Raw genomic sequence first — 12,680 nt, 5'->3', positions numbered from 1 at the left:
GGATGTCGCCCCTCGCCCGCATCAGCGCCTCGTACGCCCCGCGCTTCGCCGAGTTCGCCTTCGAGCCCGGGTTCACGGCCGCCGTGGACCAGCACGTCGCTGAGCTGCGGGACCGGCTCGAGATGGGCGGTGCCGGGCTCGTGCCGCCGGCGCCGGACCCGGAGATCCTCGCGGACTACGCCCTGGGGTTCCTCGACGCGCTGGCCGAGAACGGGTGGCAGGAGCCGGTGGGCCACGACTACGCGGTGTGCCGCCTCACCGCCATCTCCTGGCTGGTGAGGCGGCACGACCTGGTGCCGGAGGCCTCCGGGGCCTGAGTGAGGCCCCGGGCCGGTCACATGTCGTAGCGCTCGCGCTCCTCGACGGGCTGGTTGGTCATCGCGTCCTGACGCCCGGCCTGGTAGGCGCTGACGCTGCCGCGCGCCTTGGCCGTCTCCTGCTCCGCCGTGTTCAGCCAGCGCTCCCAGCGCTGCCGCATCGGGCCGATGAGCCCACCGCCCACGCCGACGATCAGGATTCCGGCGCCTGCCGCGAGCGCCGCGTACAGGACCGGCTGGGTGACGGTGGTGGCGATGCCCGCCTGGCCGAGGGCCGCGAAGACACCGAGGGCGACGATGCAGGCCCACGCGATCGTGCCGACGGTCTTCCCGTACGACATCGAGGACAGGGCACTGGTGACGATGTCGCGCACGATGTTGGCGACCGCCATGGCGACGACCATCAGCACGATCGCGACGACGCCGCGCGGGATCCAGGAGACGATGCCGTCGAGCATCGTGGAGACCGGGTTGCTGCCGAAGACACCGAAGCCCAGCTGCAGGGTGATCAGGAGCAGGGCGAAATAGATGACCTTGCAGACGATCCCCGTCATGTCGTACTTGGAGTTGGCCAGCATGCGGGACGCGCCCGCCCGTTCGGCGAGCCTCTCCGAGCCGACCTTGCGCAGGACCCGGTCGAGGACCCGCGCGATCATCTTCGACACGAACCAGCCGATGACCAGGACGACCAGGAAGCCGATCAGCTTCGGCACGAACTGAGCGACCTTCGACCAGGCGTCGTTGAGGCCTTGGGTGAAGTCCACGGAGAGACTTATGTACTCGGACATGAGTGGTCCTCCACTCGATGGGCCCCGGCCGCCTGGCGGCGTCAGGGCGATGAATGACCCACGGCGCGCGGCTTCCGGCGCGTCCCTTCTCCCCTGGATATCAGGGGCCACGACCGGGGGCGGTGCGGTGTTGCGCCGTCCGGGTGACGGCGTGCGACGTGCCGCTGCGCTGTGCATCCGCTCACTTGGAGGATGTGCCCGGTAGCTGAGAGTTCCGATTGTCGTAGGTATCCCCTAGGCTTGACTCATGCCCTTAACCCCTCAGCCCCTTGGTTCCGCACGGTCTGCCGCGGAACTGAACGAGCGGATCCGCGGCCTGTGGATGCGCGCAGGCGGACGTCTCTCGGTGGAACAGCGCCGTGAGTACGAACAGTTGGTGACCGCGTGGGCTGCCGCCGTACGCGAAGAGGTCGTCGAGGCGGCCTAGGGGTCGAGGCGGCCCCGTGGTCGAGGCGACCCAGTGCAGGTCCTCACGCCTGAGACGTGAACTCCCGTATGCGAGCGAGGGTTTCCGCTGTCTCGGTGTGCACGTGACCTGCCGTCCCCAGCGCCCGCGCCGCAGCGACATTGCCGGAGGTGTCGTCGATGAACAGCGCAAGGGCGGGCTCGACGGCGAGCAGCCCCAGCGCGATCTCGTAAATCCGGCGGTCCGGTTTGGCGCATCCGACCTCGCAGGACAGGACGAGGTGGTCGGCGATGTCCGTCAGACCGCCGTCCGACATCCGCTCGCGCAGGCCGGGCCAGGTATTGCTGACCACGGCCGTGCGAACGCCCCGCTTCCGCAGGCCGCGCAGGCACGCCACGAGCTCCTCGTCCCAGCTCTCCCTGGCCGCCAGGTCCCGGCGCAGCTCGGCGATCTCGTCCGGTCCGGTGCGCAGCCGCCCCCGGACGGTCTCCCACCAGGCGTTCTCGCTGACGCGGCCGATGAGGACCCCGGAATCGTTCCCCTCATACAGGGCGGCCATGAAGGCGGTGGCCGTGAGGCCGAGCCGCTTGCCCCAGGCCGCCGCGACGGCGGGCAGGTACTCGCGGACGAGCACACCGCCGGCGTCGATCAGTACGCCGCGGGCGTGCGGGCTCATGTGCCGTACTGTCGCCGCGGCACGCCCCCGCGTCAACGGTTGCCGCGTCAGCCCTTGCCCTGGCGCGCCTTCCTCGCCACACGACGCTTCTGCCGCCCCGTCAGTTCCTTGCGGTTGCCCTGCCGTTTGTACGCCGCGATGCGCTGCTCGTTCTTCACCGGGCCTCCCAGCTCGGAGTGTTCCCGCTTGCCTCACCGGTCGCAGAACTGCCGTGCATCATAAGGCAGTTGCTCAGTCGCCGGCCCTCTCCCGACCGCAACTCGCACGCCGCGTTCCGGCCCGCTTTCCGTCCCGCGTTCCGGCACGTTCCTGCACGCCTCTTGGCTGCGCATCCCCCGTGCCCAACACTGACCCGATGACGCAGCGCGTGGAACTCGCCGCCGTGATGGACCGGTTGGCCATCGACTCCCTCATCACCGAGTACGCAGTGACCGTCGACGACGGCGACTGGGACGCCTACCAGCGGCTCTTCACCCCGGACGGCCGCGCCGACTACAGCTCGGCGGGTGGTGTAGACGCGACCGCCGCGGAGGTGGCCGTATGGCTGGCCGGGACGATGCGGCTCTTCCCGATGCGGCAGCATCTGATCGTCAACCGGAGGCTGCGGTTCGGGACGCTCGACCAGGACGTCGATGACGTGGCGCAGGTCCAGGCCGACTACGTGAACCCCATGCGCTTCACCTCGGGCGAGATCGGCGGCGTCGGCGAGGCCGGGGACAAGGGCGAGGGCGGCGCGGAATCCTCGGCGCCGGACTTCATATGCGGCGGTCGCTACGCCTTCACGGCCCTGCGTACGCAGCAGGGCTGGCGGCTGCGGCAGGTGACCGTGCAGGAGAAGTGGCGCCAGGTGACGGAGCGGCCCGTGTCCCGCCCGCCCGGTTAGGAGGACGGGCCGGGAAACGACCGGGCGAACGGTCGGGGGCCGGTCGGGAAAACGCGTGGCGGGCGCACTGTCCTAGATCGTCAGGGGCGCGCACACTGGGGGGACGACCGGGCGTCGGCGTCGGGGACCGAGGGAGGCGCTGCATGGATCCACTCCGCGACGACCGGGGCTTGCGGCGGCCACGCCTCACGGCCGCTTCGACGGCGGGGCTGCTCGGGTCGGCCCGTTGGCGTGGCGTCGCCGCGGTCGCTGCCGGGGCGCTGCCGGCCCTCGCGTTCCCCGCACCGTCGTTGTGGTGGTTCGCCTACGTCGCGCTGGTGCCGTGGATCCTCCTTGCCCGGTCGGCGGGGACCGGGCGCAGGGCGGCGATCGACGGATGGCTCGGCGGCCTCGGGTTCATGGTGGCGGTGCATCACTGGCTGCTGCCGAGCCTCCATGTGTTCACCCTCGTCATCGCCGCGCTGCTCGGCCTGTTGTGGGCGCCGTGGGGCTGGCTCGTACGGCGCCTGCTGGGTGGAGTGCTCACACCGGGGCGGACCGCGGCCGCGCTGGTCGTCCTGCCGTCCGGCTGGCTGATGGTGGAACTGGTCAGGTCGTGGGAAGGCCTCGGCGGGCCGTGGGGGCTGCTCGGCTCCAGTCAGTGGCAGGTCGAACCCGCCCTGCGCCTGATGTCGGTGGGCGGGGTGTGGCTGGTCAGCGCCCTGCTCGTGACCGTGAACACCGCCGTCGCGGCGCTCCTCGCGGGACACGCCTTCCGTCCGCCGGGTACGGCCCGCACCTCCGGGACCTCCCGCACGCCCCTGACCTCGCGCACCTCCGTCGCCAGGGCCGTCCCCGCCACCGCCGCTCTCGTGGCCGTGGCCGCCGTGACCACGTCCGCCTGGGCGTGGGCGCCGCGCCCCGAGGCCTCGGGCCGGATGCGCGTGGCCGTCGTCCAGCCGGGCGTCATCGACGGGGTGGGCAGCGCCGGGAGGCGGCTCGCACGCGAGGAGGCCCTGACCCGCGGCCTTGCGGGGCAGGACCTGGACCTCGTCGTCTGGGGCGAGAGCAGCGTCGGGTACGACCTCACGGGGCGCCCCGACGTCGCCCGGCGGATAGCCGCACTGTCCCGGGAGGTCGGCGCCGACATCCTGGTGAACGTGGACGCGCGCCGCTCCGACCGGCCCGGCATCTTCAAGAGCTCCGTCCTCGTGGGCCCCGAGGGCCCGACCGGCGACCGCTACGACAAGATGCGGCTGGTCCCCTTCGGGGAGTACGTGCCCGCCCGCTCACTCCTCGGCTGGGCGACCTCCGTGGGCAAGGCGGCGGGCGAGGACCGCAGGCGCGGCGAGCGTCCGGTGGTGATGGACGTGGGCGGCGGCCTGAAGGTCGGCCCGCTGGTGTGCTTCGAATCGGCGTTCCCCGACATGAGCCGTCATCTGACGCGTGAGGGCGCCCAGTTGCTGCTCGCGCAGTCGTCCACCTCGACGTTCCAGTCCAGTTGGGCACCCGAGCAGCACGCGTCGCTCGCGGCGGTGCGCGCCGCCGAGACCGGCCGCCCCATGGTGCACGCCACGCTCACCGGCGTCTCCGCGGTGTACGCGGCGGGCGGCGAGCGGGTCGGGGCGCCGCTCGGCACCTCGGCGAGCGCCACGTCGACGTACGACATTCCGCTGGCCGAGGGCGTCACGCCGTACGTCAGGCTGGGCGACTGGCCCGTGCACGCGGCCCTGGCCGTGCTCGCCGCGCTGTGCGCGGTGGAGGGCGTGCGGTCCTTGCGAAGGCCCGCGAAGGGTCGCCTCAGGCGGCCTGCTCCTGAGCCGCACGGACCACACGCTCGCACAGCTCATGGGTCGCCAGCGCGTCCCGGGCGCTGAGCACCTTGCCCGCGCGCACCGCGTCGAGGAAGGCGAGGACCACCTGCTCGATGCCGCGCTGCCGCGCCACCGGCACCCAGTCGCCGCGCCGCCGCACGCTGGGCTGGCCCTTGTGGTCGATGACCTCGGCGAGGTTGACCACCTGGCGCTTGGTGTCCTGACCGGAGACCTCGAGAATCTCCTCGGTGGAACCGCTCAGCCGGTTCATCACGCCGAGCGCGGTGAACCCGTCGCCCGCGAGCTGCAGCACGACGTGCTCCATGAGCCCGTCCTGGACGCGGGCACGCACACCGACGTGGTCGATCGGCCCCGGTGCCAGGAAGCGCAGGGTGTCCACGACGTGGATGAAGTCGTCAAGGACGAGCGTGCGCACGTCCTCGGGCAGACCGACACGGTTCTTCTGCATCAGGATCAGCTCGCGCGGGTGCTCGACGCACTGCGCGTAGCCGGGCGCGAAGCGGCGGTTGAAGCCGACGGCGAGGCTGACCCCGCGCTCCTCGGCCAGGCGCACGAGCCGCTGGGAGTCGGCGAGTTCGTACGCCAGGGGCTTGTCGACGTAGGTGGCCACGCCCGCTTCGAGCAGCCGGGTCACGATCTCCGGGTGGGCGGCGGTCGAGGCGTGCACGAAGGCGGCTTCGATGCCCTGGGCGAGCAGGGCGTCCAGGTCGGTGTGGCAGCGCTCCGCGGGGATGTGGTGGGTGCCCGCGACGCGGGCCAGGGTCGCGGGCGTGCGCGTCTGCAGGTGCAGCTCGACCCCGGGCAGGGTGGTGAGCACCGGAAGGTACGCCTTCTGCGCGATGTCACCAAGTCCGATACAGCCGACCTTCACCACTGTCCCCTGTCTGTTCTGCCGCTCATGCCGTCCTACCGCTCTGCCTCTGTGCGCGTTCCGCTCCCGCAGCATACGGCTGCCGCCGCGGCCGCCGGTCGGCGGCTGAGGCGAAGCTCCGAAGGAGCAGATCGCCGCGGTGCGCGGCACCCGCACCGCGCCGTAGTGAGCGGGACCAGTGGTCAGGTCGTCTTTTGGGTCCCCCGCCGACCAGAGGCGCACTCACCCATGCGGGCCAACTTCCACCGGTTTCCTCGCCGATGGCACCCTCCACCCCTCAGAGTTGCGCGAATGCAGCGAACCACGACCACCGCCACACTCCTGGCCTCCGTGGCGGTCACCGCCCTCTCCGGCTGTGTGAGCGTCGAGCGGCAACCCGCGCCCGGTCCGTCCGCCGCGAGCGCCCCGCCCCCGGCACCCCGCGCCGACGGCAATTCCCGCCCGCTCGTCGTGGAAGCCCCCGCCCGCGAGGCCCTGGAGCTCATCGCGACGCCGCGCGCCCCGGCGCCCCGCGCCACCGGCACCGCCCCGGCCATCCCCGCCGCACAGCCCCGTACGCCTGGCCCCGCACGCCCCTCGGACCCGCCCCCGCAGCGCCGCGCCCCCCGGCCCGAGGCCGCCGAACCGGCGGCTCTGCCCACCGCCGCGCCCACGATCGCGGACCTCTGCGCCCTCGGCGAGCAGTACGGCGGCTGGCAGGCGGACAGCCCCGAGGCAGTCATCTGCCAGAACAGCTACGGGCGTTGACCCTCACCCGCTGGAAGCCCCGGCCCCAGCTCACAGCCCCCCGCCTCACTCGACCTCACTGCCCTCCCCCAACTGCAGCTCGAGCCTCCCGATGGCCGCCCTGACCCCGTCCCCGTACCCGTCGTCCCCCAGCGCCCCGACCGCCCCACGCGCCCGCCGGATGTGGTTGCGCGCCGCCTCGGGGCGCCCCAGCTTCGCGTAGTCCGCCGCCAGGTTCAGGTGCAGCGAGGGGTAGAAACCGCGGACCGCGATGGAGTCGTGGTGCTCGTGCAGGCGCTCGTCCGTGAGCTCGTCCGCCGCCGACAACGCCCGCAGGTCCCAGGCCAGTTCGTCCGAGGGGTCCTCCTGCGTGTCCGCCATGTAGTGCGCGAGGGTGCAGCGGTGCAACGGGTCGCCCTCCTCGCCGATCTCCGACCACAGACCGAGGAAGCGGTCCTGCGCCTCCTCACGGTCACCCCCGTGGTGCAACATGACCGCCTGCCCGATCCGGGTCATCATGGCGTCTTCCGCCGCCTGCTCCTGCTGCTCCGTCACCGGGTCCTCCTCGTACGCCCATCGTGCCAACCGCTCTCGACGCTATCCGCCCCCACCGACAATCACGGTCAGGCGCGATCGGCCGCGAGGCGCTCGCGCGTACCGCTGGGCCAGCCCGGTGACGGTCCCCGCCACGGCCCCCGTGCCCTAGGGCCTCACGAACACGATCGGCCGAGCTCGGCCCGGAGGAGCACTCAGCCCAGGTCCGGGATCCGCCAGTCGATCGGCTCGTGTCCCTGCGCCGCGACCGCCTCGTCGATCTGGGTGAAGGGGCGGGAGCCGAAGAACTTCTTCGCGGAGAGCGGCGAGGGGTGCGCGCCCTTCACGACCACGTGCCGCTCCTCGTCGATGAGGGGCAGCTTCTTCTGGGCGTAATTGCCCCACAGGACGAAGACGGCGGGGTCCGGGCGCTCGGCGACCGCGCGGATCACCGCGTCGGTGAACTTCTCCCAGCCCTTGCCCTTGTGGGAGTTGGCCTCTCCGGCACGGACCGTGAGCACCGCGTTCAGGAGCAGGACGCCCTGCTGGGCCCACGGCATCAGATAGCCGTTGTCCGGCACGGGGTGGCCGAGCTCCTCCTTCATCTCCTTGTAGATGTTCCGCAGCGAGGGCGGGGTCTTCACACCCGGCCGCACGGAGAAGCAGAGGCCGTGCCCCTGCCCCTCGCCGTGGTACGGGTCCTGGCCGAGGACGAGGACCTTGACCTGGTCGTACGGCGTCGCGTCGAGCGCGGCGAACACTTCGTCACGCGGAGGGTAGACGGGACCCTTCTCCCGCTCTTCCTCGACGAACTCGGTGAGCTCCTTGAAGTAGGGCTTCTGCAGCTCCTCGCCGAGGACTCCGCGCCAGGACGCGGGCAGCATGGCGATGTCGGTCACGTCAACAACCTCCGGTGTGCGGTCACTTCTCACCACAGAACCTACCGGCGACCACTGACAATCACCCCGCTGCCCGCGACTCACGGCCCTTCGCTGACCGCGACCCCGCTACCAGCTGGTCTTGCGCTCCAGCTCCCACATCATCATGATCGCCGAGGGGTCCAGGGCGCGCTCGCCGCCCGCGATCTCCTCGCTCGCCATGATGTATTGCTTGCCCTGCCACAGCGGCAGCAGCCGCGCGTCGTCGACGAGGACCTTCTGGGCCCGCTCGAAGTCGTCGGCCACCGCGCCCCGGTCGGCCTCGCGGCGCGAACGCGGCAGTACCTCGTCGGTGATCTCCGGTGCCGGGTAGGGCGTGTTGAGCACGTTCTTCTCGCCGATGAACGGCGCGATGAAGTTCTCCGCGTCAGGGAAGTCGGGGAACCAGCCGCGGCCGAAGACCGGGTACTCGCGCTTCTTGGTGCCCGCGTCGAACTCGGTCCACGGACGGCTCTTGAGCGTGATCTTGAAGAGCCCCGAATCCTCCAGCTGCCGCTTGATCTCCTCGAACTCCCCGGCGGTCGCCGAACCGTAGCGGTCGGTCGTGTACCAGAGCGTGAGCGGGACGGGTTCGTTGATGCCCGCGCCCTTGAGGATGCTCGCGGCCTTGCTGTTGCTGGGGTCCCCGTAGTCGTCGAAGAAGCCCGTGCCGTGCCCGGTGAGCCCCTGGGGGACCATCGAGTACAGCGGCTCGACGGTGTCCTGGTAGATCTTGTGGGCGATGGCCGGGCGGTCGATGACCTGGGCGAAGGCCTGCCGGACCGGCTTCTTCCTGGCCCAGGGGTCGTCGGGGTTGAACACCAGGTAGCGGATCTCGGTGCCCGAGCCCTCCACCAGCTGGATTCCCTCGCGCGCGTGCTTGTTGGCCTGCATGTCGACGATGTCCGTGGCCGCGAGTCCACGGAAGGTGACGTCGATCTGCTTGTTCTTCAGGGCCTCGACCATGGTGGCCGACTTCTTGAAGTAGCGGATCGTGACGGCGTCGTTCTTGCGGTCGGCCGCGCCCTTGTAGTTCGTGTTCTTGACCAGCTCCGCCCGCTCACCGGCCTGGTACGAATCCAGGGCGTACGGCCCCGAGCCCGCGATCGACGAGCCCTTGCGGAGCTTGTCCGCCGGGTACTCGCGGGGGTCGACGATCGACATGGCGGGTGTGGAGAGCACGAACGGGAAGGTGGCGTCCGACTTCTTGAGGCGGAACGTGACGGTACGGTCACCCTTCGTCTCGACCGTGTCGAGCGACCCGAGCAGACCCGCGGGCCCGCCCTTCACGTCGATGCGCCGCATCCGGTCGAAGGTGTACTTGACCGCCTTGGCGTCGAGCGCGTGGCCGTCGGAGAACTTGAGGCCCTCGCGCAGCTCGCAGGTGAAGACGGTGTTCGTCGCGTCGGCGAACTTGCAGGACTCGGCCGCGTCCGGCTCGGGCTCGGCCGCCCCGCTGGGGAAGCTGAGAAGCGTCTGGAAGACGTTGCGGTACAGCTCCCAGGAGCTGTCCCAGGCAGCGGCAGGATCGAGGGTGCTGGGAGCACTCATGGTGCCGACGGTGATCTTCTGTTCCTCGTCGGACTCGTCGGACGAGAAGATTCCGCATCCCGAGAGCAGGGATATGGACACCAGCGCCGCGGCCGGCCGCAGGCCCCGGCGGGGCAGCCCTGCCAGGCCACGGAGACCCGCTGCCGCCACCAGGCGAACTTCACTGAACACGCGCACGCTCCTCGATCGGCCATGCCATGGGTCGGGAGACAATATCGCAATGCCCCGCCGGGCCAACTTGCGGCGCCGACGGGGCACTTGATGCGGGTGTACGTCCCTTTTGGATGGCGTACCTGGTGATTGCCGAGCCTTCGTCAGCTGACGCCCGCATTGAGGAAGATGCCGCCATCGACCACGAGTGTCTGTCCCGTGATCCAGTCGGACTGGCCGGACGTGAGGAACGCGGCCGCGCCCCCGATGTCCTCCGGCACACCGAGCCGCCCCAGGGGGTAGGCGGCTGCGGCCTCCGCCTCGCGGCCCTCGTAGAGCGCCTGGGCGAACTTGGTCTTGACCACGGCGGGCGCGATCGAGTTGACCCGCACCTTCGGCGCGAACTCGTGCGCGAGCTGCAAAGTGAGGTTGACCATGGCGGCCTTGCTCATGCCGTACGCGCCGATGAACGGCGAGGGGGCGACGCCCGCGACGGAGGCGATGTTCACGATCGCGCCGCCGTTCTCGCTCTGCCAGGCCTTCCAGGTCTGCTGGGCGAAGCCGAGCGCCGAGATCACGTTGGTCTCGTAGACCTTGCGCGCCACATTGAGGTCGAGCTCCGCGATCGGACCGAACACCGGGTTGGTGCCGGCGTTGTTGATCAAGAAGTCGACCCGGCCGAAGGCCTCCATAACGCGCTCGACGGCGACCGCCTGGTGGGCCTCGTCGTGGGCCTTGCCCGCGACGCCGATGACGCGGTCGGCGCCGAGCTTCTCGACCGCCTCCTTCAGCGCGTCCTCGTTGCGCCCGGTGATGCACACGCGGTCACCGCGGGCGACGAGCGCCTCCGCGATGCCGTAGCCGATGCCCCGGCTGGCGCCCGTGACGAGCGCGGCCTTTCCGCTGTCCTGCACAGTCATCTCCGCATCCCTCCGGGAAGAACTAGTTGAGCGGTCCGCCGGCCACGTACATGACCTGACCCGAGACGAAGCCCGCCGCGTCGCCCGTGAAGAAGGCGATGGCGTTGGCGATGTCGTCGGGGCGGCCGACGCGCTGCACCGGGATCTGGGTCGCGGCCGCGGCCTGGAAGTCCTCGAAGCCCATGCCGACGCGGTCGGCGGTGGCCTTGGTCATCTCGGTGACGATGAAACCGGGGGCCACGGAGTTGGCGGTGACGCCGAACTTGCCGAGCTCCTTGGCGAGGGTCTTGGTGAAGCCCTGCAGGCCCGCCTTGGCCGCGGCGTAGTTGACCTGGCCGCGGTTGCCGAGCGCGGAGGACGAGGAGAGGTTCACGATCCGGCCGAACTTGGCGTCCACCATGTGCTTCTGGCAGGCCTTCGACATCAGGAAGGCGCCGCGCAGGTGCACGTTCATGACCGTGTCCCAGTCGCTCGCGCTCATCTTGAAGAGGAGGTTGTCGCGGAGCACACCGGCGTTGTTCACGAGGATCGTGGGCGCGCCGAGCTCGTCGGCGATCCGGGCGATGGCCGCCTCGACCTGAGCCTCGTCGGACACGTCGCAGCCGACGGCGATCGCCTTGCCACCGGCAGCGGTGATCTGCGTGACGGTGTCCTTGCAGGCGGCCTCGTCGAGGTCGATCACCGCGACGGCGCGGCCTTCGGCGGCCAGGCGCACGGCGGTCGCCGCGCCGATGCCTCGCGCTGCTCCGGTCACGACCGCGACGCGCTGCTCAGTGGTGGACATGCTGGTTCTCCTCGCCCTTGGGATGCGGCTCTACGGTACGCCCCGATGGTGAGCGACCGCTTAGTACCTTCAGCTGAACGAGACGCTAGAAGCCCTGGCACCCGGTGTCAACGGCGCACAGGGGCCTGTGATTCTTTACCTCACCAGGAGGTCGAGGAGTCGGTCCACCTCTGCGGCAGGATCCGCGGTGAGGCCCGTGTGCACCGGCCCCGGCTGTACGACGGTCGAGCGCGGCGCGATCAGCCACCGAAAGCGCCGTCCGGCGTCGTCCCGCTCGGCCTGCCCCGCCGCCTCGCCCCCGGCGCAGATCCGCTCGACGGCGCCGAGCGCCGCCCTGATGCCGCCGAGGTCGGCCTCGGGGTCGAGGGCCCGCAGCTTGCCCTCGTCGAGATGCGTACGGGCGGCCACGTAGGACTTCGCCCGGCAGTAGACGACCACGCCGGCGTTGAACTGCTCGCCGCGCTCGACGCGCGGCACCACCCGCACCAGGGCGTACTCGAAGACGTCCCACTCGGTCGGCGGCGGCTGCTCGGTCACTGGCGCTGTCGCTGTCACTGGGTGGCACCCTTCCGCTGCGCCCGGGGCAGCTGGATCCGCTCGTGGATGGTCTTGGCGCGCGGCAGCAGTGCCGTCACATAGGCGCGGCGCACGGCGTCGGGGTCCTCGAAGCCGGGCTCGTCCACCAGCCACGCGTCGGGCACGTCGGCCGCGGCGGCGGCGAGCAGCTCCTCGGTGACGAGCGGGGCGAGCTCGGCCGCGGCGGACGCGACGTCGGGCCCGAAGGGGGCGAAGGCGTGGTCGGACGCGTCGTACGGCTTGGCGGCCGCGGTTTCGGCGGTACGCCAGTTGTGGTGCCAGATCATGCTCGCGCCGTGGTCGATGAGCCACAGCTCGCCGCCGGTCATGAGCATGTTCGGATTGCGCCAGGAGCGGTCGACGTTGTTGATGAGCGCGTCGAACCACACGACGCGACCGGCCTCGGCCGGGTCGACGTCGAACGCGAGCGAGTCGAAGCCGAGCGCGCCCGAGAGGAACTCCATCCCGAGGTTCAGCCCGCCGCTCGACTTGAGCAGCTCCTGTACCTGCTGGTCGGGCTCGCCGAGGCCGAGCACGGGGTCGAGCCGGATCTGCGCGAGGCCCGGCACCCGAAAGCCGAGGCCGCGCGCCAGCCGGCCGCAGATCACTTCGGCGACGAGTGTCTTGCGGCCCTGTCCGGCCCCGGTGAACTTCATGACGTACTCCGCGTACGTCCCCCGGCCGTCGACGGCCTCGACGAGGCCGGGGAGCGATCCGCCTTCCCGCAGAGGCGTCGCGTAGCGGACCGCGGTTACTTCGGTGAGCAT

At 70.9% G+C, this 12,680-nt stretch carries 15 protein-coding genes; 5 read left to right on the top strand and 10 right to left on the bottom strand.

Annotated elements, in window-relative coordinates; all coding sequences use genetic code 11:
• The first annotated feature begins 2 nt into the window (after positions 1-2).
• Entirely contained in the window at positions 3-317 is a 315-nt protein-coding gene (locus ACWGIH_RS28620; protein WP_453450953.1) for a DUF6401 family natural product biosynthesis protein, read from the top strand.
• Between the two features lie 17 nt (positions 318-334).
• On the opposite strand, the gene ACWGIH_RS28615 is transcribed toward ACWGIH_RS28620, so the two are convergent.
• On the bottom strand, positions 335-1,105 hold the full coding sequence (locus tag ACWGIH_RS28615) for a membrane protein (RefSeq protein WP_453450954.1): 771 nt from the start codon (positions 1,103-1,105) through the stop codon (positions 335-337).
• A 247-nt stretch (positions 1,106-1,352) separates the two neighbouring features.
• On the opposite strand from ACWGIH_RS28615, the gene ACWGIH_RS28610 reads away from it, so the two are divergent.
• On the top strand, positions 1,353-1,532 hold the full coding sequence (locus tag ACWGIH_RS28610) for a hypothetical protein (RefSeq protein WP_453450955.1): 180 nt from the start codon (positions 1,353-1,355) through the stop codon (positions 1,530-1,532).
• A 43-nt stretch (positions 1,533-1,575) separates the two neighbouring features.
• Here the strand turns inward: ACWGIH_RS28610 and ACWGIH_RS28605 are convergent, their stop codons facing one another.
• Positions 1,576-2,187 (bottom strand): HAD-IA family hydrolase, encoded by a 612-nt coding sequence (locus tag ACWGIH_RS28605; RefSeq protein ID WP_453450956.1) that lies wholly within the window; start codon positions 2,185-2,187, stop codon positions 1,576-1,578.
• Positions 2,188-2,542: 355 nt separating this feature from the next.
• Here ACWGIH_RS28605 and ACWGIH_RS28600 point away from each other — a divergent pair, with 355 nt between their 5' ends.
• Together ACWGIH_RS28600 and lnt are read left to right on the top strand one after the other, a co-directional pair.
• The gene (locus ACWGIH_RS28600) at positions 2,543-3,070 is read left to right on the top strand and encodes a nuclear transport factor 2 family protein (protein WP_453450957.1); all 528 of its coding nucleotides are present in this window, start codon (positions 2,543-2,545) and stop codon (positions 3,068-3,070) included.
• Positions 3,071-3,213: 143 nt separating this feature from the next.
• Positions 3,214-4,926 carry an apolipoprotein N-acyltransferase gene (lnt, locus tag ACWGIH_RS28595; RefSeq protein WP_453450958.1) on the top strand — a complete coding sequence of 571 codons (1,713 nt, stop codon included), beginning with the start codon at positions 3,214-3,216 and terminating at the stop codon, positions 4,924-4,926.
• On the opposite strand, the gene ACWGIH_RS28590 is transcribed toward lnt, so the two are convergent.
• Positions 4,850-5,755 (bottom strand): Gfo/Idh/MocA family protein, encoded by a 906-nt coding sequence (locus ACWGIH_RS28590; RefSeq protein ID WP_453450959.1) that lies wholly within the window; start codon positions 5,753-5,755, stop codon positions 4,850-4,852. The genes lnt and ACWGIH_RS28590 overlap by 77 nt on opposite strands.
• A gap of 291 nt (positions 5,756-6,046) precedes the next feature.
• Between ACWGIH_RS28590 and ACWGIH_RS28585 the strand changes: the two genes are divergently transcribed.
• Entirely contained in the window at positions 6,047-6,502 is a 456-nt protein-coding gene (locus ACWGIH_RS28585; protein WP_453450960.1) for a hypothetical protein, read from the top strand.
• A 45-nt stretch (positions 6,503-6,547) separates the two neighbouring features.
• Here ACWGIH_RS28585 and ACWGIH_RS28580 read toward each other — a convergent pair whose 3' ends face one another.
• The 7 genes from ACWGIH_RS28580 to ACWGIH_RS28550 all read right to left on the bottom strand — a co-directional run bounded on the left by ACWGIH_RS28580 (position 6,548) and on the right by ACWGIH_RS28550 (position 12,680).
• Positions 6,548-7,036: a hypothetical protein gene (locus ACWGIH_RS28580; protein WP_453450961.1), complete on the bottom strand. Its 489-nt coding sequence runs from the start codon at positions 7,034-7,036 to the stop codon at positions 6,548-6,550.
• Between the two features lie 194 nt (positions 7,037-7,230).
• Positions 7,231-7,914, bottom strand: a complete 684-nt coding sequence (gene ung, locus ACWGIH_RS28575) for a uracil-DNA glycosylase (protein ID WP_453450962.1) — start codon at positions 7,912-7,914, stop codon at positions 7,231-7,233.
• A 108-nt stretch (positions 7,915-8,022) separates the two neighbouring features.
• Complete coding sequence (locus ACWGIH_RS28570; RefSeq protein ID WP_453450999.1) at positions 8,023-9,633, bottom strand: ABC transporter substrate-binding protein; 1,611 nt, start codon at positions 9,631-9,633, stop codon at positions 8,023-8,025.
• Between the two features lie 164 nt (positions 9,634-9,797).
• On the bottom strand, positions 9,798-10,553 hold the full coding sequence (locus tag ACWGIH_RS28565) for an SDR family oxidoreductase (RefSeq protein ID WP_453450963.1): 756 nt from the start codon (positions 10,551-10,553) through the stop codon (positions 9,798-9,800).
• A 22-nt stretch (positions 10,554-10,575) separates the two neighbouring features.
• On the bottom strand, positions 10,576-11,337 hold the full coding sequence (gene fabG, locus ACWGIH_RS28560) for a 3-oxoacyl-ACP reductase FabG (protein WP_363213489.1): 762 nt from the start codon (positions 11,335-11,337) through the stop codon (positions 10,576-10,578).
• Between the two features lie 135 nt (positions 11,338-11,472).
• Positions 11,473-11,892, bottom strand: a complete 420-nt coding sequence (locus ACWGIH_RS28555; protein WP_453450964.1) for a DUF3037 domain-containing protein — start codon at positions 11,890-11,892, stop codon at positions 11,473-11,475.
• Complete coding sequence (locus ACWGIH_RS28550; protein WP_453450965.1) at positions 11,889-12,680, bottom strand: HipA family kinase; 792 nt, start codon at positions 12,678-12,680, stop codon at positions 11,889-11,891. Before ACWGIH_RS28550 ends, ACWGIH_RS28555 begins: the two co-directional genes overlap by 4 nt.

This window comes from Streptomyces sp. NPDC054872, from assembly GCF_053610705.1.
This window is presented reverse-complemented; position numbering and strand designations above follow the sequence as displayed.